The organism is Streptomyces sp. NPDC058701 (genome assembly GCF_042715295.1).
GTDB lineage: Bacteria > Actinomycetota > Actinomycetes > Streptomycetales > Streptomycetaceae > Streptomyces.
On sequence record NZ_JBHXSY010000022.1, the window covers coordinates 37,403 to 56,557 of the forward strand.

At 71.5% G+C, this 19,155-nt stretch carries 12 protein-coding genes and 1 pseudogene; 6 read left to right on the plus strand and 7 right to left on the minus strand.

The annotated features are described in order from the left end of the window. Window positions 1-53: 53 nt before the first annotated feature. Complete coding sequence (locus ACFWW8_RS22885) at window positions 54-3,170, minus strand: amino acid adenylation domain-containing protein (RefSeq protein WP_386530792.1); 3,117 nt, start codon at window positions 3,168-3,170, stop codon at window positions 54-56. A 1,100-nt stretch (window positions 3,171-4,270) separates the two neighbouring features. Between ACFWW8_RS22885 and ACFWW8_RS22890 the strand changes: the two genes are divergently transcribed. The 3 genes from ACFWW8_RS22890 (at window position 4,271) to ACFWW8_RS22900 (ending at window position 7,820) form a co-directional block, all read left to right on the plus strand. Then, on the plus strand, window positions 4,271-4,933 hold the full coding sequence (locus tag ACFWW8_RS22890) for a deoxynucleoside kinase (RefSeq protein WP_386530793.1): 663 nt from the start codon (window positions 4,271-4,273) through the stop codon (window positions 4,931-4,933). A gap of 264 nt (window positions 4,934-5,197) precedes the next feature. Continuing rightward, on the plus strand, window positions 5,198-7,258 hold the full coding sequence (locus ACFWW8_RS22895) for a UvrD-helicase domain-containing protein (protein ID WP_386530794.1): 2,061 nt from the start codon (window positions 5,198-5,200) through the stop codon (window positions 7,256-7,258). Window positions 7,259-7,553: 295 nt separating this feature from the next. Further along, window positions 7,554-7,820 (plus strand): hypothetical protein, encoded by a 267-nt coding sequence (locus ACFWW8_RS22900; RefSeq protein ID WP_386530795.1) that lies wholly within the window; start codon window positions 7,554-7,556, stop codon window positions 7,818-7,820. A 111-nt stretch (window positions 7,821-7,931) separates the two neighbouring features. Here the strand turns inward: ACFWW8_RS22900 and ACFWW8_RS22905 are convergent, their stop codons facing one another. From ACFWW8_RS22905 to kdpF, 4 genes are read right to left on the minus strand one after another with little or no spacing between them, the layout of a single operon-like run. Further along, entirely contained in the window at window positions 7,932-8,648 is a 717-nt protein-coding gene (locus tag ACFWW8_RS22905) for a potassium-transporting ATPase subunit C (RefSeq protein ID WP_386530796.1), read from the minus strand. A gap of 6 nt (window positions 8,649-8,654) precedes the next feature. Further along, window positions 8,655-10,760 (minus strand): potassium-transporting ATPase subunit KdpB, encoded by a 2,106-nt coding sequence (gene kdpB / locus ACFWW8_RS22910; protein WP_386530797.1) that lies wholly within the window; start codon window positions 10,758-10,760, stop codon window positions 8,655-8,657. Next, on the minus strand, window positions 10,757-12,421 hold the full coding sequence (gene kdpA, locus ACFWW8_RS22915; RefSeq protein WP_386530798.1) for a potassium-transporting ATPase subunit KdpA: 1,665 nt from the start codon (window positions 12,419-12,421) through the stop codon (window positions 10,757-10,759). Before kdpA ends, kdpB begins: the two co-directional genes overlap by 4 nt. A gap of 8 nt (window positions 12,422-12,429) precedes the next feature. Further along, window positions 12,430-12,519: a K(+)-transporting ATPase subunit F gene (gene kdpF, locus ACFWW8_RS22920; RefSeq protein WP_386530799.1), complete on the minus strand. Its 90-nt coding sequence runs from the start codon at window positions 12,517-12,519 to the stop codon at window positions 12,430-12,432. A 341-nt stretch (window positions 12,520-12,860) separates the two neighbouring features. Here kdpF and ACFWW8_RS22925 point away from each other — a divergent pair, with 341 nt between their 5' ends. The 3 genes and pseudogenes from ACFWW8_RS22925 (at window position 12,861) to ACFWW8_RS22935 (ending at window position 16,011) form a co-directional block, all read left to right on the plus strand. Then, window positions 12,861-14,123: a DUF6357 family protein gene (locus tag ACFWW8_RS22925; RefSeq protein WP_386530800.1), complete on the plus strand. Its 1,263-nt coding sequence runs from the start codon at window positions 12,861-12,863 to the stop codon at window positions 14,121-14,123. Window positions 14,124-14,497: 374 nt separating this feature from the next. After that, window positions 14,498-14,758 (plus strand): annotated as a pseudogene (locus ACFWW8_RS22930) (hypothetical protein); the annotation flags it as partial. Between the two features lie 680 nt (window positions 14,759-15,438). Continuing rightward, on the plus strand, window positions 15,439-16,011 hold the full coding sequence (locus tag ACFWW8_RS22935) for a dihydrofolate reductase family protein (RefSeq protein ID WP_386530801.1): 573 nt from the start codon (window positions 15,439-15,441) through the stop codon (window positions 16,009-16,011). Window positions 16,012-16,160: 149 nt separating this feature from the next. Here ACFWW8_RS22935 and ACFWW8_RS22940 read toward each other — a convergent pair whose 3' ends face one another. Both ACFWW8_RS22940 and katG read right to left on the minus strand, forming a co-directional pair. Then, the gene (locus tag ACFWW8_RS22940) at window positions 16,161-16,424 is read right to left on the minus strand and encodes a hypothetical protein (RefSeq protein WP_386530802.1); all 264 of its coding nucleotides are present in this window, start codon (window positions 16,422-16,424) and stop codon (window positions 16,161-16,163) included. Between the two features lie 122 nt (window positions 16,425-16,546). Continuing rightward, window positions 16,547-18,736, minus strand: coding sequence for a catalase/peroxidase HPI (gene katG / locus ACFWW8_RS22945; RefSeq protein WP_386530803.1), 2,190 nt, complete (start codon window positions 18,734-18,736; stop codon window positions 16,547-16,549). Window positions 18,737-19,155: the final 419 nt, after the last annotated feature.

Sequence of the window (19,155 nt, forward strand, 5' to 3'; positions counted from 1 at the left end):
CCGGGCGGCCTGCGCCGGGCGGCGTGCCGGGGGTGCCGTACCGGGCGCAGGGGCTACTGGCGCTCGCGGACGGCGGCGCCGATGCCGGCCGGGGTCGGTACGTCGAAGAAGATGTCGAAGTCCAGTTCCACGCCGAGCGCGTCGCGGATCCGGGCAGCGATCTGAATGACCGTGAGTGAATGCCCGCCGAGGTCGAACAGGTCGTCGTCGGGGCCGACGTCGGGCAGGTGCAGCACCTCGGCCCAGATCCGGCGGATCGTCCTGGTCGTCTCGTCCCCGTCGTCGGCGACCTGAGGGGCCGGAGCATCGGGGGGCGGGACCGGCAGGGCCCGCCGGTCCAACTTGCCGTTGGGGGTGAGGGGCAGGCGCTCCACGGTCTGCCAGCGCTGCGGCACCATCGCGGCCGGCAGCGTGCGCATCAGGTGCTCGCGCAGGTCGGCGGGGCCGGGCGGGCGGGCGCCGGCGGCCGGGACCAGGTAGCCGGCCAGGAACGGCTCACCGTCCTCCCCGGTACGGACGGCAACGGCGGCCTGGGCGACGACCGGATGCTCCAGCAGGGCGGACTCGATCTCACCGAGTTCGATCCGATGCCCGCGGATCTTGACCTGGTCGTCGATCCGGCCGAGGAATTCGAGTTCGCCGTCGGCCGTCCGGACAGCGCGGTCCCCGGTGCGGTAGAGCCGGGAGCCGGGCGGGCCGAACGGGTCCGGTACGAAGCGTTCGGCGGTGAGTTCGGGCCGGCCCAGGTAGCCGTGGGCGACGCCGTCCCCGCCGATCAGCAGCTCTCCGGGGATGCCGAGCGGGGTGGGGCTCAGCTGTTCGTCGACGACGTAGGCCCGGGTGTTGGCTATCGGGCGGCCGATGGTGACCTGCGCGGGCTCGGCGGGGAGTTCGGCGCAGGTGGACCAGATGGTGGTCTCGGTGGGCCCGTACACATTGAACAGCCGGGCGGTGCGCGCGCGCAGTTCGCGGGCGAGCGGCAGCGGCAGTGCCTCGCCGCCGGCCAGGCCGGTCACGCCGACGAGCGCGGCGGTGCCGGTCCCCGCCGTGAGCATCACCCGCCATCCGGACGGCGTCGCCTGGACGTGGGTGACGCTCTCGGCGCTGATCAGTGCGAGCAGCCCGGGGCCGTCGACGGCGAGGCCGTCCGGGGCCAGGACCAGGCGGCCGCCGGTGATCAGCGGCAGGTAGAGCTCCAGTGCCGAGATGTCGAACGAGAGCGAGGTCAGGCCGAGCCAGGCGTGCCGGGGACCGGAGTCGAGCCGGTCGGCGAAGGAGGTGAGCAGATTGACCAGCGCCCGGTGGCCGACCGTGACGCCCTTGGGGCGGCCCGTGGAGCCGGAGGTGTAGAGGACGTACGCCGCGTCGTCCGGACCGGGGGCGGCGCCGGGCGCGGCCTCGGCCGGGGCCTGCGACGACGGCGTCGGCAGCCGCAGGACCGCGGGTGCGGCGGCGGCGACCGCCGGCGAGGGCTCGCGGTCGGCGAGGACCAGTACGGCTCCGGAGTCGCGCAGGACTAGGGCGAGGCGGTCGGCCGGATAGCCGGGGTCCAGCGGCAGGTACGCCGCGCCGGTGGCGAGGACGGCGAGCAGCGCGGCGGGCAGGTCGGCGGTGCGGTCCAGGTGGAGGGCGACCAGGTCGCCGGGCCGGACACCGCCGGCGCGCAGTGCCTCGGCCAACTCGTCGACGCGGGCCAGCAGTTCGCGGTACCGCAGGTGGCGGCCGGCCGCGCTGACCGCGACGGCCTCGGGGGTGGCGGCGGCCTGGGCTCGGAACAGGTCGAGCACGGTCCGGTCGGCCGGGTAGGGCCTGGCTGTGGCGTTCGGCGCGGTGGTGACGGCCCGGAGTTCGGCGGCGTCCAGCAGGGGCAGGTCCACCAGCCGGGTGCCGGGCGCGGCCGTCGCGCCGGCGAGGAGGGTGCGGTAGTGGCCGGCGATCCGGCGCGCGGTGTCCGGGGCGAGGACGGCCGGGTCGTACTGGAGGCTGAAGTCGATGCCGCCTCCCGGGGTGCCGGGGGCGTCGGGGGCTTCGACGACCTGGAGGTGGAGGGTGTTGCGGGCCGTACGGTTGTGCACGGCCCAGGCGATCCGGGCGCCGGTGTCGGCGAAGTCCGGGGCCGGGCCGCGCCGGCGGTAGCCGAGCGAGACCGCGGTCAGGCCGACGCGGGGGCCCAGTCCGGCGACGACGGTGCCGAAGGGCACGCTGCGGTACGGGTAACCGGCCCGCAGCTCGGCCCGGACGGCGGCGGCGAAGGCGGCGAAGGTCCGCGACGCGTCGGCCGCGGGGGCGTGGACGGGCAGCTCGTTGACGAACAGTCCTATTTCCCGGCGGAGTTCGGGCGTCCGGGTGGAGAACGGGACGGACACCGGTACCGCTTCGCCGCCGTAGCGGCGCAGCAACCCGTGCAGGGCCGTGAGCAGGAACTCGAACACGGTGGTGCCGGTGAGCACGGCTGCCGCGGCCAGCCCGGCCGCCCCGGAGCCGTCGAGGCGCCACTCGACCGCCTCACCGGCCCCGGCGACGATCGGGGTGCGGGGCGCGCCCGGCAGTACCGGCTCGGTCGCGGCGGCCCACCGCGGCCCGTACCACTCGGCGGCCCTCCGTACGGTGGCCGGATCCGCGGCCGGTGCGAGCGGTGTGGTCGGTGCGAGCGGTGTGGCCGGTGCTGACCGTGCCGTGGTCGCGGCCAGGGGCGCCGAGCGGTACGCGGCCGCGAGGTCCCGGGTCAGGACGTCCTTGGAGTTGCCGTCGAAGACCGCGTGGTGGGCGGTGACCAGCAGCTCGGCGCTGCCGTCGGCCCGCCGGAGCAGGGTGAAGCGGCTGAGCGGGCCGGTCTCCAGGGCGAACGGACGGGCGGCCTCTTCCTCCAGCCGCTTCTCCACGTCGGCCTCGTCCAGGGGTGCTTCGAGCCGGACCAGTTCGGGCCGCAGTGCCGCAGGTTCCTGCCAGACCTGGCCTTCACGCTCCACCAACCGGGCGGCCAGGGCCGGATGACGCCTGGTCACGGCGACCACCGCGCGGGCCAGTGCCGCCGTGTCGACCCGGTCGAAGGAGATCCGCACCGGCATGTGGAACGCCTCGCGGGCCAGTCCCAGCCGCTCGGTCAGCCAGACGCCCTGCTGGGCCGGCGAGGCCGGGGTGCGGTCGGGTAGGGGGAGGACTTCGGACATCTGCGGCTCACTTAGGACGTCGGAGCGGAGGGAGGAGCGGCACGGTGGACGTGCGGACGCGGCAGGGGGCGCGGGCTGCCGCGCGTCGGGCTTCGGGCGCCGACCGCGGTCTGCGGCACGTGGATGCGGAGACGGTTTCGGCCACCGTGGAGTCCGGCCCACCCCCGGGGGCCGGCCGACGGCCGCGAGCGGTCAGGACTGCCGGACACCCCGGGGTCGCCGAGGCGTCCGGAAGCTCCGACCTCCGCCCGATGTGAAGACAATTGGTCCAGACCTGTCGAGAGATTCGCACAACACCCACACACCGTCAAGGCCCGTCCGCGGCCCGGAATCAACCGTCATGTACACGTCCAGCCGAACGGACGCTCTGCCGGCCATTCCCAGGCATGATCATTTCTGATGGGGCATCAATGTCCGGGCCTGTGGCGGCAGATGCCCGGACCCGGGCCGTCCGCGCACGGCCGTCCGGGTCGTGGGGACGCGCCCGGGCTGTGTCTCGAAATCGGCGCTGCCGAGGTCGCGGGCGGTCGATCCGCCGCCCCGCCGCGTGCCCCGGTCGCGTACCCGTACCCGTAGCGGGCCCGCGGTGCCCTGTGGCGCCCGCCCGCGGTCGGCCGAGTACGTCCAGTGCTCGGCCGACTCCGCCCTGCGACACGCGGCGCCGGACCGTACGGACTCGGCCGACAAGATCCCGAAGAGACGGCTCGCGGTGGTCCCGACGGCCGGACGTACGCCCCCTGCCCGGTGTCCCGGCGCACCTGATCCCCCGCTGCCCGCCGGGGCACGTGCTCCTCCGCTGCCCGCCGAGGTCGTCGCCGGCCGCTCGCGGCCGACGCCCGGGCCTGCGGGGGGCGCGCGTGATTTATGCTTCAACCCGGCCGCGGAGCGATGGCTCGCCGCGGTACACGGCACCTGCGGCACGGTTCGTCCGGCCGGTCGCCGAGGAGCGCGGCGTGCGTCAGGATCTCGGTCCGGACGGGACCGGAGGACGCTGATCTGGATGATCTTGGGGAATCGGGTGGCTGTCGGGCGCGTCTCCATGGTGTGGGGTGTGCAGCCCACCCACCCGTAGTCAGAAGACCCCCAGGGAGAAGCGAGGTATGCCGGTGATCTGCGTCGGAGGCATGATCGGGATCGGCAAGACGAGCGTGGCCGAGCTGCTCGCCAAGGAGCTCGGCAGCGAAGTCTTCTACGAAAGTGTGGAAGACAACCCGATCCTCCCGCTCTTCTACACGGCGAGCCCCGAGGAGATCCAGGCCAAGCGCTACCCCTTCCTCCTCCAGCTCTACTTCCTGCAGACCCGGTTCGCCTCGATCAAGGAGGCGTACAAGCAGGGCGACAACGTCCTGGACCGTTCCATCTACGAGGACTGGTACTTCGCCAAGGTCAACCACGACCTGGGACGGATCAGCTCACTCGAGATGCGGGTGTACGAGGGGCTGCTGAGCGAGATGATGCGCGAGATCGACGGCCTGCCGTACCGCAAGGCCCCCGATCTCATGGTCTACCTCAAGGCGGACTTCGAGACGGTGCTGCACCGCATCGGACTGCGGGGCCGCGATTTCGAGCAGGACGAGAGCCTCGTCGCGTACTACCGGACGCTGTGGTCCGGCTACGACGACTGGGTCCACGGGCACTACTCGGCCAGCGAGGTCCTCGTGATCGACATGAACCACACCGACGTGGTGAACAGCGCCGAGGACGCGGCCCGGGTGGTGCGGGAGGTCAAGGACGCGCTGACGGCAGCCCGGCGCCGCGGCTGAGACCGGCCCGAGGGATCCGCCCGGGGAGGACCCGGGCGGAGACGGCGAGCCGTGTCAACTCGACACGTTCACCACCGCGAACATGCCGTACGTCGAAACCTTCGCGCTGTTCGAACGCTTCCCCACGCTGCCGGTCGCCCGGGACGTGTGACCACGTCCGTGACGGGGAGGAGGGAGCCGCCGTGTCGCAGGGCCGGTACGCACCCTGCCGTTCCGGTGGCGTTGCGTTCTATGATCGCTACTCCGCGTACGAGGGGGCTGGCTATGGGGGCAGGCGGGGCGGCACCGCAGCGGGCGCACGACGGTCGGCGGCAGGAGCGGTTACTCCGGGAGCACTGGCAGGCCGCCCGCCGGCAGGCCCGGCGGTGGGAAGCGGCGGACGAGGGTGAACAACGGGTCCTCGCCCAGCTGTTGGTGCTGACCGCGCGGGGCTGGCGCTTGCTGGTCGACCGGCCGTGGCCCGGGCAGCGGACCGCTCGCGCGGACATGCTGCTGGTGGGGCCCGGCGGCGTCTTCGTCCTCGCCGTCACGGCCGCCGGCGGCGAGCCCGGGGGCGGCGGACGCGCGGCCGAGCTGCTCGCCGCCACGAAGGCCACCGAGAGGGCGGTGGCGTCCCTCGGAATGTCCCCGGTCGCGGTCCAGCCGCTCTTGGTGTGCGCCGGGCAGCGCGCAGACACGGACCTCGGACGGATCCGGCTGATGCGCGAACACGAGCTCGGCACGCAGCTGTCGGCGCAGCGCCACCGGTTGCGGGTGGAGTCGGTCCGGGCGATCGCCGACCATCTGGAGCGGGTGTTCCCGGACCACGCCGCGGTGGCCCTCGATCAGCAGCAGCAGCCGCCGCCGGCGTCCGAACACGACGGGCCGGACGCCCCGGACGGCCTGTTCGACCTCGAAGGGCTGCGCGACGCGGCCTTGAAGGGCGCGAGGGAGGCGCCGATCGAGCAGTGGATGACCTTCCTCCACCCCGACCAGGTGGCCCTGGTACGCCGCAACTGGTCGGGCCCGGCGCGCATCAGCGGCCCGGCGGGCACCGGCAAGACGGTCGTCGCCCTGCACCGTGCGGCCCACCTGGCCAGACGGACCACCGGCCGCATCCTGTACGTCACCTTCGCCAACAATCTGCCCCGGGTGCAGAGCACCTTCCTCAGGACCATGGCCCCGGCCGTCGCCGACCGAGTGGACTTCCGCAGCCTCCACTCCTGGGCGCAGGAGTTCCTGCAGGAGCGCGGCATACCGGTGCGGCTGCACCGGGACAAGGCCGAGACCGCCTTCAGCCTGGCCTGGACCCACGTCGGCCGCGCGGGCCGGCTCGCCGAGCTCGACCCGGTCCCCACCTACTGGCGCGAGGAGATCGACTACGTCATCAAGGGGCGGGGGCTCACCCGCTTCGAGGACTACGCGACCGTCTCCAGGCGGCGCCGGAGGGCGAGGCTCCACCGGACGCACCGGCAGTCGGTGTGGGAGCTGTACGAGGCGTACGAGTCGCTGCGCGGCGAGCGCGGCGTCCACGACTTCAACGACGTCCTGTCCCTCGCCCTGGCCGAGGCGTCGCGCCGGCCCGGGCGGCCCCCGTTCGCGGCCGTCATCGTCGACGAGGTCCAGGACCTCACGCTCGTCGGCGTGCGCCTCCTGCACGCGCTCGTCGGCGACGTGCCCAACGGCCTGCTGCTCGTCGGAGACGGCCAGCAGACCGTGTATCCCGGTGGCTTCCGTCTCACCGACGCGGACATCGACATCCGAGGCGACCGCGGGCAGGTGCTGCGGACCAACTACCGCAACAGCAAGCAGATCCTGGACGCGGCCCTGACCGTCGTGGCCGACGACGCCTTCGAGGACCTCGACGGCGTGCGCACCCCCGGCCGCCGCGACGTCGACCTCACCTTCCACGACGGCGACGTCGTCCGTGTCACCAGGCCCACGGTGGACGCCCACGACCGGGACCTCCTGGACGCCCTGCGCACCCTGCCCGACGGCGCGCTCGCCGACACCGCCCTGCTGTGCCCGTCCCTGCGCGCCATCGGCCACTACCAGCGGCTGCTCGCCCAAGCAGGCATCCCGGTCTGCCAGTTGGAGCATTACGACGGTCGTGCCGTCGACGCGGTGAAGCTCGGCACCTATCGCAGGGCCAAGGGCCTGGAGTTCAAGAACGTCTTCCTGCCCCAGCACGACGCGGCGCTCCCGCACGCGACGCAGGCCGGCGCGGCGTCCGGTACGGAGACGGCGGAGACGACCCGGGAGCGTGAGGAACTGCGGCGCAGCCGGCTCTTCGTGGCGATGACCCGGGCCCGTGACCTGCTCTGGCTCGGCAGCGTCACCGGGTAGCACTCACGGTCGAGGCGCTCCACGGCACCCCCGGCCGGCCGGGGGCGGGGCATGCCGCACCCCCTCACATCCGGCGAGGCGGAGCCGTGCGGCTGACGCGGCCGGGGCCGCGTTCGAAACCGCCGGTTGCCGCGACCGTGCCGGGGTGCGCGCAGCGCCCGTACAGCCGCAGGTCAAGGGCCTTCGACCTGACGTAGGCCATACGGGTGCGTCGTGGGCGTCGCGCCGGATGTTCGATACGGCGGCGTGCTAGACACCTCATGGGATAAGCAGCACAAACAGGAGGTATGTAGTGATGCGTGCACAACTTCTCCGCATGGCGGCCGTCGCCGGTACCGTTGCGATCGTGGCTCTGGGCGGGGCGTCGGCGGCGAGCGCCGACGGCGTCGGCAACCACGGCATCGGGAACTCGGGCGTGGGCAACGCGGGCATCGCCAACTGGGGCATCGGCAACGCCGGTGTGTTCAACGGAGGCGTGGGCAACGCGGGCATCGCCAACACGGGCCTGGGCAGCGCCGGCATCGGGAACTCCGGCATCGGCAGCGCCGGGATCGGCAACTGATCCCATCCCGACGACCGTCCGACCGTCGGTCGGCGTGGGTGGTGGTCCTGCGGCGCGCGGCCGGAGGACCACCACGTTCACGTACGGCTCCAAAAACCTGCCCGGACGGCGTCAGCTCGTGGTCAGCGCCGCGAGCGCGGTGTTGAGTTCGAGGACGTTCACCCGGGGTTCGCCCATGAACCCGAGGGTACGGCCCGCGGTGTGCTCGGCGACGACCTTCTCGACCTGCCGGACGTCGAGCCTGTTCCGTTCGGCGACCCGGTGTACCTGGAGCTCGGCGTACGCGGGGGAGATGTGCGGGTCGAGGCCGGAGCCGGATGAGGTGACCGCGTCGGCCGGTACGTCCTCGGGCGCGACCTGGTAGGAGGACGTGGAGTTGTCGGCGACCACCGCCTCCTTGGCTCCGGTCACCTGGGCGCACAGCGTGCCCCGCTCCGCGCGTGCCGTGCAGCGGCCGTCGACGGCGCCGTTGTCGGCGGAGCGGTTGGTGGCGCCCGAGAGGATCAGCGAGTACCGGGTGTTCACGCTGTTGGCGCCCAGGCCGTCGGACGGGCGGGGCTGGAACCACCGGAGGTCCGGTCGCGCGGCCTCATCGGCGTCGGCGGGGTCCTTCTTCGGCAGGTTGTAGCTCTGCCCGATGAGGGAGGAGCCGACCACCCGGCCGTCCTCGCCGTGGAGTTCGGAGCCGTTGGCCTGGTCGGGGAACAGGGCCTGGGCGACGCCGGTGACGGCGAGCGGGTAGAGGACGCCGCAGAGGACCGTCAGGACCAGCAGGGCCCGCAGGCCCGCGCCGATCAGGCGCGCGGTGTTGCCCACAGAGGTGTTCATCGCAGATCAGCCGATTCCGGGGATGAGGGACAGGAGGAGGTCGATGACTTTGATGCCGATGAACGGGGCGATCAGACCGCCCACCCCGTACAGCGCGAGGTTGCGCCGCAGCATCTTGTCCGCACTGGTGGGCCGGTACCGCACGCCCTTGAGGGCGAGCGGGACGAGGGCGATGATGATCAGCGCGTTGAAGACGACGGCGGACAGGATCGCGGACTCGGGGGAGTGCAGGCCCATGATGTTGAGCTTGTCCAGCCCCGGGTAGACCACGGCGAACATGGCCGGGATGATCGCGAAGTACTTGGCGACGTCATTGGCGATGGAGAACGTGGTCAGGGCGCCGCGCGTGATCAGCAGCTGCTTGCCGATCTCGACGATCTCGATGAGCTTGGTGGGGTCGGAGTCCAGGTCCACCATGTTCCCGGCCTCCTTGGCGGCCGAGGTGCCCGTGTTCATCGCCACGCCCACGTCGGCCTGGGCGAGCGCCGGCGCGTCGTTCGTGCCGTCACCGGTCATCGCCACGAGCTTGCCGCCCGCCTGCTCCCGCTTGATGAGGGCCATCTTGTCCTCGGGGGTGGCCTCGGCGAGGAAGTCGTCGACACCGGCCTCCTCGGCGATGGCCTTCGCGGTGAGCGGGTTGTCACCGGTGATCATGACCGTCTTGATGCCCATGCGGCGCAGTTCCTCGAACCGCTCGCGCATGCCCTCCTTGACGACGTCCTTCAGATGGATGACCCCGAGGACACGGGCCCCGCGCTCGTCCTTGACGGCGACGAGGAGCGGGGTGCCCCCTGCTGCGGAGATCCGGTTGGCGAGGGTGCCGGCGTCGGCGGAGACCCGGCCGCCCTGCCCCTTCACCCAGACGATGACCGAGCCGGAGGCGCCCTTGCGGGTCTGCCTGCCGTCCACGTCGACGCCCGACATGCGGGTCTGGGCGGTGAAGGCGATCCACTCGGCGCCGGCGAGCTCGCCCTGGTGGCGTTCGCGCAGTCCGTACTTCTCCCTCGCCAGGACCACGATCGACCGACCCTCGGGGGTCTCGTCCGCGAGGGACGACAGCTGGGCGGCGTCCGCCAGCTCCTCCTCCGTCGTGCCCGTGACCGGCACGAACTCGGCCGCCTGCCGGTTGCCGAGGGTGATGGTGCCCGTCTTGTCGAGCAGCAGCGTGGACACGTCGCCGGCGGCCTCGACCGCGCGGCCCGACATGGCCAGGACGTTGCGCTGGACCAGCCGGTCCATGCCCGCGATGCCGATGGCCGAGAGGAGCGCGCCGATGGTGGTGGGGATCAGACAGACCAGCAGGGCGGTGAGTACGATCATCGACTGCTCGGCGCCCGCGTAGATCGCGAAGGGCTGGAGGGTGACCACGGCCAGCAGGAAGACGATCGTGAGGGACGCGAGGAGGATGTTCAGCGCGATCTCGTTGGGCGTCTTCTGCCGGGAGGCGCCCTCGACCAGGGCGATCATCCGGTCGATGAACGTCTCACCGGGCTTCGTCGTGATCTTCACGACGATCCGGTCGGAGAGGACCTTCGTGCCACCGGTGACCGCGCTGCGGTCCCCACCCGATTCCCGGATGACGGGAGCGGACTCGCCGGTGATGGCCGACTCGTCCACGGAGGCCACGCCCTCGACGACGTCCCCGTCACCGGGGATGACGTCGCCGGCCTCGCAGACCACCAGGTCGCCGATGCGCAGTTCCGTGCCGGGGACCCGTTCCTCGCTCCGGCCGTCCTTGCCCAGGCGGCGCGCGACGGTGTCGGTCTTGGCCTTGCGCAGGGTGTCGGCCTGGGCCTTGCCGCGGCCCTCGGCGACGGCCTCGGCGAGGTTGGCGAAGACCGTGGTGAGCCACAGCCAACCGGTGATCGCCCAGCCGAACCCGTCGGTGGGGTCCTTGACCGCCAGGACGGTCGTGACGACGGAGCCGATCAGCACGACGAACATGACCGGGGACTTGATCATGATCCGGGGGTCGAGCTTGCGCACCGCGTCCGGGAAGGACCGCACCAGCGCCTTGGGGTCGAACAGGCCCCCGCCGACGCGGCCGGCCGCGGGCTTGTGCCCGGTGGGAACATCCTCGTGCGGAGCACGGGTCGGTGTGGCGGTGCTCATGAGGCGAGCCCTTCAGCGAGCGGACCCAGCGCGAGGGCGGGGAAGTAGGTCAGGCCGGTGATGACGATGATCGTGCCGACGAGCAGTCCGGCGTAGAGCGGCTTGTCGGTGCGCAGGGTGCCCGCCGTCTCGGGGACGGGCTTCTGCTCGGCGAGCGAACCGGCGAGCGCCAGGACGAACACCACGGGAAGGAAGCGGCCCAGCAGCATGGCGATGCCGATGGTGCTGTTGAACCACTGGGTGTCGGCGTTCAGGCCGGCGAAGGCGGAGCCGTTGTTGTTCGCGCCCGAGGTGTAGGCGTAGAGGATCTCGGAGAAACCGTGCGCGCCGCTGTTGGTCATCGAGTGGCCCGGGGTGGGCAGGGCCATCGCGGCGGCGGTGAAGCACAGCACCAGGGCCGGGGTGACGAGGAGGGAGCAGGCGGCGCACTTGATCTCGCGGGTGCCGATCTTCTTGCCGAGGTACTCGGGGGTGCGGCCGACCATCAGGCCGGCGATGAAGACGGCGATGACCGCCATGACGAGCATGCCGTAGAGACCGGAGCCGACGCCGCCGGGGGCGATCTCGCCGAGTTGCATGCCCAGCAGGGTGATCCCGCCGCCGAAGCCCGTGTAAGAGGAGTGGAAGGAGTTGACCGCTCCCGTGGAGGTGAGCGTGGTGGCGACGGCGAAGATCGACGAGCCGCCGATGCCGAAGCGGGTCTCCTTGCCCTCCATCGCACCGCCTGCGAGGTCCAGCGCCGGGCCGTGGTGGGCGAACTCGGTCCACATCATCAGGCCGGTGAACGTGATCCAGATGATGCCCATCGTGGCGAGGATCGCGTAGCCCTGGCGCAGGTTGCCGACCATCCGGCCGAAGGTGCGGGTGAGGGCGAACGGGATGACGAGGATCAGGAAGATCTCGAAGAGGTTGGAGAAGGGGGTCGGGTTCTCGAAGGGGTGGGCGGAGTTGGCGTTGAAGTAGCCGCCGCCGTTGGTGCCGAGTTCCTTGATGACCTCCTGCGAGGCGACCGCCCCGCCGTTCCACTGCTGCGATCCGCCCGTGAACTGGCCGACCTCGTGGATGCCGGAGAAGTTCTGGAGGACGCCGCAGGCGACCAGGATGATCGCGCCGATCACGGAGATCGGGAGCAGGATGCGGACGGTGCCGCGGACCAGGTCGGCCCAGAAGTTGCCGAGTTCGCCGGTGCGGGAGCGGCAGAATCCCCGTACGAGGGCCACCGCCACGGCCATGCCGACGGCGGCGGAGACGAAGTTCTGCACCGCGAGGCCGCCGGTCTGCACGACGTGCCCCATGGCCTGTTCGCCGTAGTAGGACTGCCAGTTGGTGTTCGCCACGAACGAGGCGGCGGTGTTGAAGGCCTGGTCCGGGTCGATCGACACGAAGCCGAGCGAGCCCGGCAGGCCGCCTTGCAGACGCTGGAGTCCGTAGAGGAAGAGGACGCTCACCGCGGAGAAGGCGAGGATGCCGCGCAGGTAGGCGGGCCAGCGCATCTCCGCGTTCGGGTCGGCGCCGATGGCCTTGTAGATCCACTTCTCCGGCTTGTAGTGCCTTTCGGAGGAGTAGACGCGGGCCATGTGGTCGCCCAGCGGGCGGTAGGCCAGCGCGAGCGCGGCGATCAGCGCGAGCAGCTGGAGCACACCAGCGGTTACGGGGCTCATATCAGTGCTCAGAACCTCTCCGGATACACGAGGGCGAGGACGAGGTAACCGAGCAGGGAGACGGCCACGACGAGGCCGACGACGTTCTCGACGCTCACAGCTTGGTCACCCCCCGGGCGATGAGAGCCACCAGCGCGAACACCGCGACCGTGGTGACGACGAAGGCCAGATCGGCCATCGCGAGCTCCTGAGTGAAGTGGGGAAAAACGAATCAGCCAGTTGGCTGATGACGACATAACCGCGTCTTCACCTGGGTGTTGAGCCACATTGACGGGCTCCATACGTGCGCCCTGGAACCCTTAACGCCGCCCTGACGGCCGCACCGGCGCCCGGAGCCGGCGCCGCCCCGTACGGGGCCCGTGCACCGTTCCCACCCGCGCGTGCGCGCACGGAACGCGTGGTGGTGCCGGCCGGCGCCGCTCCGGGGAAGACTGAGTCCATGAGAGACGTCGTTTTCACGCGCGCAAGCGGCTGGATCCCGAACGTGATCCGCGAGGACGGCGAGCTGAAGCTGATGCTCGGTGCCGGGGCCGACGCCAACCACGAGCCTCGCACCTTCACGTTCTCCATCGGCGAAGCCCATCTCGCGGTGATCCGGGAGGACCTGGCCAGACACCTGCTGCTGTGGAGTGCGGTCCTTCCGCTGTGCGACGCCGCGGGAACCCGGGGCCGGCTCGACGAGGACGCTGCCGTCGCGCTCCTGGACCCGATCCTCCTCGGCGCGCCGACGGGCGTCGACGCGCTCTTCCGGCGCATCCGGTGGGACAGGAGCCGGCTCATCGCCCACGGGGCCGACATCGGTCTGCTCGAGCGCGGTCAGGTATGCGCCGCGATGCGCGCGGCGACGGAGACGTCAAACGGGAAACGGGCTCAGGAGTACCACGCGGACCGCCGTCGCGCCGAGCGCGGAGCAGTGCTCGGTCCGCTCGACGCCGCGATTCTCAGGTACACGGGCCAGTACCTGCACGGCTCGACGGTTCCGAGGCGGGTGCCCGGTGCCGTCGACCCCGCGCTGCTGCCCGGGGTCATGCGGGTGATCTCCACTGCGGAGCAGGCGTGCGCCGGGATGCGGATCGGCCGCGATCCGCGACGGGGAGAACGCGCCACGGACAAGCGCGACTGGGACCGGATGAAGGCGAGGGCCGAAGCGGCCGTGCGCCGTGCACACCCCGAGCTCGTCGATGACGCGGTGCGCACCGTGAGCTTCCTGATGTGCTCGGAGGCCGCGGACCGCTCCAGGAACAGACCCGTGGAGGATGACGGGGAGGCGGCCGACCACCGTGCCGACGCCGGCGGGAGTGCGAGGAAGACGGCCCTGTCGTTCACCGACGACAAGGGCGTCGAGAAGAAGTGGCGACGGGACGGTCCCCGCACCGCCACCGCGGAGTTCTGGGAGTTCGTCGGCGATCGCTCCGCCGGGGACAACGAGGTGTTCACCATCGAGGACGAGGAGAGGGGCGAAGGCATCCAGCTCCACTTCTACGCGGACTCCGTCGCCCGGGTCACGACGCTGCGCGAGGGCCGAGGCGGGTCGGATCCGGAGTACCGGGTCGAGTACGGCCTGGTCGACGGGATCGCCGGGTACCGGACCCTGGTGAGCGCCTTCGTCCGCGGCGGCTGCGCCGCACTCGAACAGCACGGTCCCTGGATGCCGGATGTCGCCGAGTTCGAGCGTGCGCGTCGGCGGCGCGACGCCCGGTAGTCCCAGCGGGAGCCCGCGCACGCGCCGTCGCAAGAACCTGCGAAGAGCGGGTACGGGAGCCCGCGCGCCGAGACAGTTGCGGGGACCCGGCAGGGTCAGGGGTACGTCATGAACGGGTTCGGCCGCGTCAGGAGGCCGGTGCCGACCGTCCCGTGAGGGGCGGCCGGGCCCGGCGCCGGCCGCTGAATTTGTCCCTCCGTGACAAGAGTGAACTCGGGTGCGATGGCGGGCGTATGCAGAGCGGGGGAACAGCGTCCATCGATCGAGGAGTTGCCATGTCCCGGAAACGGACCATGAGTCGTACGAAGAAGCTCGTTCTCTCCGTCGTGGCGGGAACCCTGGTGGCAGGAGGGGCCGTCGCCACGATGGCGACCGGCAACGCCGCCGCGCCCGAGGTGGTGTGTCAGGGGTCGACGGTGACCCTGTCGGGTGAGGGGGGTGCGCCGGCGGCGAGCAGTGGGACGTTCCCGGTGGGTACGAAGCTGAAGGTGACGAATCTGGACAACGGTCAGGCGACGACGGTGACGGTGAACGGGCCGTCGGGGAGCTGTGTGCTGTTGAACAACGCGGCCTTCGACACGGTCCGGGAGCCGGGCAAGAACCTGATCCGCCGGGCCCGCGTCGAGCGCGTGGGTGGTGGCGGCGCCGCGCCGTCCGGTGCGTCAGGTGCGTCCGGTACGGGGGGTGCGCCGTCCGCTACGGCGGGTGTGCGGGTGCCCCCGGCCACCGGTGAGGTGGTGTGTCAGGGGTCGACGGTGACCCTGTCGGGTGAGGGGGGTGCGCCGGCGGCGAGCAGTGGGACGTTCCCGGTGGGTACGAAGCTGAAGGTGACGAATCTGGACAACGGTCAGGCGACGACGGTGACGGTGAACGGGCCGTCGGGGAGCTGTGTGCTGTTGAACAACGCGGCCTTCGACACGGTCCGGGAGCCGGGCAAGAACCTGATCCGCCGGGCCCGCGTCGAGCGCGTGGGCTGAATCTGCGGAAGCGCCCCGAGTCGCCGCCGCCCTGCCGGCGCGCGGCGCGCGTTCTCGCCCTCGGCGGGCCGGCCGTGAGGCGGGTCCGCCGGGGGTGCCCCGTTCGCGGCCGCCCGAGGCCCGTGGGGCTCGGCTCCGGCGGGGGTGCTGGGGGGTCGGGCGGCGGTACCAGATCCTCCGTTTCTCCGCTTCCCGGTCGCTCTCCGTCCGCCCGCCGATGAGTTCCTTCGTCATTCGCAGTCGATAGAGCATGGTGGGTGTGTGGCGGCCGCGCGTGCGGTTCGATCACGCACCCGCCGAAGCTGCCGAGCACCGGACCGAGACACCGAGGAACCCAGATGCGTACCCTGATCAGCACCGCCTTCATCTCCCTCGACGGCGTCGTGGAGGCCCCGGGCGGGGAGCCCGGATACCGGAACTCCGGGTGGACCTTCAAGGACGTGGAGTTCCTGCCCGAGGCGTTCGAGATCAAGGGCCGCGAGCAGGGGGAAGCCGCGGCCATGCTGCTGGGCCGGACCAGCTACGAGGCGTTCAGCCCGGTGTGGCCCGACATGGCGGACTTCGCCGACTACAAGGAGATGCCCAAGTACGTCGTCTCCACCACCCTCACCGAGGGCGACCTGGTGGCCAACTGGGGCGAGACCACGATCCTGCGCTCGCTCGACGACGTCGCCGCACTGAAGGAGACCGAGGGCGGCCCGATCATCGTCCACGGAAGCGCGTCCCTGAACCAGGGGCTCTCCGACGCCGGCCTGATCGACCGCTACCACCTGCTCGTCTTCCCGCTCCTGCTCGGCGCGGGCAAGCGGCTGTTCAGCGCCACGGACAAGGACACCCAGAAGCTGAAGCTCGTCGAGCACGAGGCGTACGCCAACGGTCTGCAGAAGAACGTGTTCGACGTCGTCCGCTGAGGCACGGTACGGGCGGCCGGGGGCGGCTCGGGCGCAGTCCTGATCCGCCCCGTGCCGCGGGCGGCCGGTCAGTCCCGGTGCTGCACGATGTGGAGGACATTGCCGTCCGGAGCGCGTACGAAGAACCGGCGCCGTACGGGGGAGGGGCCTCAGTCCTTGCCCTCGCCCGTACCGACGACGTACGCGACGAGCGCTCCGGCGAACACGGCCCAGGCGGCCGCCGGGGGGCCGGCGGTGATCCAGGCGAGGAGCCCGAGCAGCAGGGCGGCGAGGGCTCCGGTCGCCAGGGCCCGGGGGCTGGTGAGGAACGCCCACTGCCCGCGCCCGCTGCCCGGCCGGCGGATCTCGGCGACGGCCGTCCTGATGACGAGGGCGGCCACCACGAGGGCGATGCTGAGCAGGGTGATTCCCATGGCGCGCGCCTCCGGTCCGGTCCGACGTACTGCACCGCAGTCTGCTCTGCTTCGTCGCGCCGGTCGATGCCGGGGGTCCGGTGTGCCGGCCGGTCCGGGGACGGCCGGCCGGCACACCGGGCTCAGGCGAGGTCGAAGCGGTCGAGCCGCATCACCTTGTCCCAGGCGGCCACGAAGTCGCGCACGAACTTCTCCCCCGCGTCCCTGGAGGCGTAGACCTCGGAGAGCGCCCGCAGCTGGGCGTGCGAGCCGAAGACGAGATCGACGGCGGTCGCGGTCCACCTGCTCTCGCCCGTGACGGCGTCCCGGCCCTCGAAGACGTTCTCGTCGGCGTCCGAGGCCTTCCACTGCGTGCCCATGTCGAGCAGGTTGACGAAGAAGTCGTTCGTCAACACCCCCGGCCGGTCGGTGAAGACGCCGTGGGAAGAGCGCCGGAAGCCGCTGTCCAGGACCCGCATGCCGCCGATCAGGACCGTCATCTCGGGCGCCGTCAGGGTCAGCATGGAGGCGCGGTCCAGGAGCAGGGTCTCCGGCGACAGCTTCACACCGGCCCGGAGGTAGTTGCGGAACCCGTCCGCCTCCGGTTCGAGGACGGCGAAGGTCTCCACGTCGGTCTGCTCCTGCGAGGCGTCCGTACGCCCCGGTGCGAACGGCACCGTGACGTCGTACCCGGCGTCCTTCGCGGCCTGCTCCACGGCCGCGCATCCGCCCAGGACGATCAGGTCCGCGAGCGAGATCTTCGTCCCGCCGGTCTGCGCGCCGTTGAAGTCCTGCCGCATCTGCTCCAGGGTCCGCACCACCTCGGTCACCTCGGGCAGGTCGTTGACCTCCCAGTCCTTCTGCGGCGCCAGCCGGATGCGGGCCCCGTTGGCCCCACCGCGCTTGTCGGTGCCGCGGAAGCTCGCCGCCGAGGCCCAGGCGGTGGTCACCAGTTGCGGGACGGACAGTCCCGACGAGAGGATCCGGCCCTTGAGCGCGGTGACGTCCGCGGCCGCGACCAGCTCGTGGTCGACGGCGGGCACCGGGTCCTGCCACAGCTGGGCCTCCGGTACCCACGGGCCGAGGTACCGGGAGAGGGGGCCCATGTCGCGGTGCAGCAGTTTGTACCACGCCTTGCCGAACGCCTCCGCGAGCTCCTCCGGGTGCTCGTGGAAGCGCTTGGCGATCGGTCCGTAGACCGGGTCCACCCGCAGCGCGAGGTCCGTCGTCAGCATCATGGGGGCGTGCCGCTTCGACGGGTCGTGGGCATCGGGCACCGTGTCGCGGGCCGAGTCGTCCGTGGGGGTCCACTGCTTCGCGCCGGCCGGGCTCGTCGTCAGCTCCCACTCGTACCGGAACAGGTTGTCCAGGTACCCGTTGTCCCAGGTCGTCGGCGCGGAGGTCCACGCGCCTTCGAGCCCGCTGGTGAGCGCGTCGGCGCCCTTGCCGCTGCCGTACGTGTTCCGCCAGCCGAGGCCCTGCTGCTCGATGGGGCACGCCTCGGGCTCGGGGCCGATGTACTCGGCGCCGACCGCACCGTGGCACTTGCCGAAGGTGTGGCCGCCGATGATGAGCGCGGCCGTCTCCTCGTCGTTCATCGCCATGCGCCCGAACGTCTCCCGGATGTCCCGGGCGGCGGCGAGCGGATCGGGGTTCCCGTTGGGCCCTTCCGGGTTGACGTAGATCAATCCCATCTGCACGGCTCCGAAAGGACCGGTGAGTTCCCTGTCACCGCTGTAGCGCGCGTCGCCGAGCCACGTGTCCTCGGGCCCCCAGAAGATCTCCTCGGGCTCCCAGATGTCCTGCCGCCCGAAAGCGAAACCGAAGGTCTTGAACCCCATCGATTCCATGGCGCAATTGCCGGCGAAAACCAGCAGATCGGCCCAGGAGATCTTCCGTCCGTACTTCTGCTTGACCGGCCACAGCAGACGGCGCGCCTTGTCGAGGCTCGCATTGTCCGGCCAGCTGTTGAGGGGGGCGAAACGCTGTGCGCCGGCTCCGCCGCCGCCCCGGCCGTCGGCGATGCGGTACGTTCCGGCGGAATGCCAGCTCATCCGGATGAAGAGCGGCCCGTAGTGGCCGTAATCGGCGGGCCACCATTCCTGTGACGCCGTCATCACCTCGAAGACGTCCTGCTTCAGGGCGTCGACGTCCAGCGTCGCGAACTCCTGCGCGTAGTCGAAGCCCTCACCCATCGGATCGGCCAGAGGCGAGTGCTGGTGGAGAACTTGAAGATCCAGCTGATCCGGCCACCAGTCCCGGTTCGAGCGGGGGCGGGTCGGCTCGGGGGTGGGGGCAGGGATTACCGGGTTCTCGCTGTCGCTTCCGGACACGTCCGTCCTTCTTTCCTGTATCGGTGGTCCCGCTGCCGACCGCCCGCCCCCGGCGCCGCCTGAACGGCGCCGACGACCGGGAGCGTGTGGGTGCGTCCGTATGGTCGCGCACCGGAGAGCCCACGGCCGCGAGAACACGCGGGGCGCCGCCCCATCACCGGTAGTCGAAATCCAGATCGGGCCCCGGATCCGTCCGTCCGCCATTCCCGCCGCTTCACGGACCTGCCGCAATGGACGACTGGTCCGATCATCATCATCTTTCCCGGTCGGGGTGCGCGTTCGGACCGCCACGGATTCGATGCCGGACACAGCCGTGCGATCCGGGTAACCTGTGCCTCCCTTTCGGGGAAAGGCCGGCTCGGCGCCGTGCCGGTCAGAGCCCGGATCCCTCTCCGTCGTCCCGTCGAGCCTGGAGGAGT

Excerpts from the sequence above, each read along its gene's own strand:
- ACFWW8_RS22935 (WP_386530801.1), top strand. The coding sequence starts at position 15,439 with ATGCGTACCCTGATCAGCACCGCCTTCATCTCCCTCGACGGCGTCGTG.
- kdpB (WP_386530797.1), bottom strand. The coding sequence starts at position 10,760 with ATGAGCACCGCCACACCGACCCGTGCTCCGCACGAGGATGTTCCCACC.
- ACFWW8_RS22925 (WP_386530800.1), top strand. The coding sequence starts at position 12,861 with ATGAGAGACGTCGTTTTCACGCGCGCAAGCGGCTGGATCCCGAACGTG.
- ACFWW8_RS22885 (WP_386530792.1), bottom strand. The coding sequence starts at position 3,170 with ATGTCCGAAGTCCTCCCCCTACCCGACCGCACCCCGGCCTCGCCGGCC.
- kdpA (WP_386530798.1), bottom strand. The coding sequence starts at position 12,421 with ATGAGCCCCGTAACCGCTGGTGTGCTCCAGCTGCTCGCGCTGATCGCC.
- ACFWW8_RS22900 (WP_386530795.1), top strand. The coding sequence starts at position 7,554 with ATGCGTGCACAACTTCTCCGCATGGCGGCCGTCGCCGGTACCGTTGCG.
- ACFWW8_RS22905 (WP_386530796.1), bottom strand. The coding sequence starts at position 8,648 with ATGAACACCTCTGTGGGCAACACCGCGCGCCTGATCGGCGCGGGCCTG.
- ACFWW8_RS22895 (WP_386530794.1), top strand. The coding sequence starts at position 5,198 with ATGGGGGCAGGCGGGGCGGCACCGCAGCGGGCGCACGACGGTCGGCGG.
- ACFWW8_RS22940 (WP_386530802.1), bottom strand. The coding sequence starts at position 16,424 with ATGGGAATCACCCTGCTCAGCATCGCCCTCGTGGTGGCCGCCCTCGTC.
- ACFWW8_RS22890 (WP_386530793.1), top strand. The coding sequence starts at position 4,271 with ATGCCGGTGATCTGCGTCGGAGGCATGATCGGGATCGGCAAGACGAGC.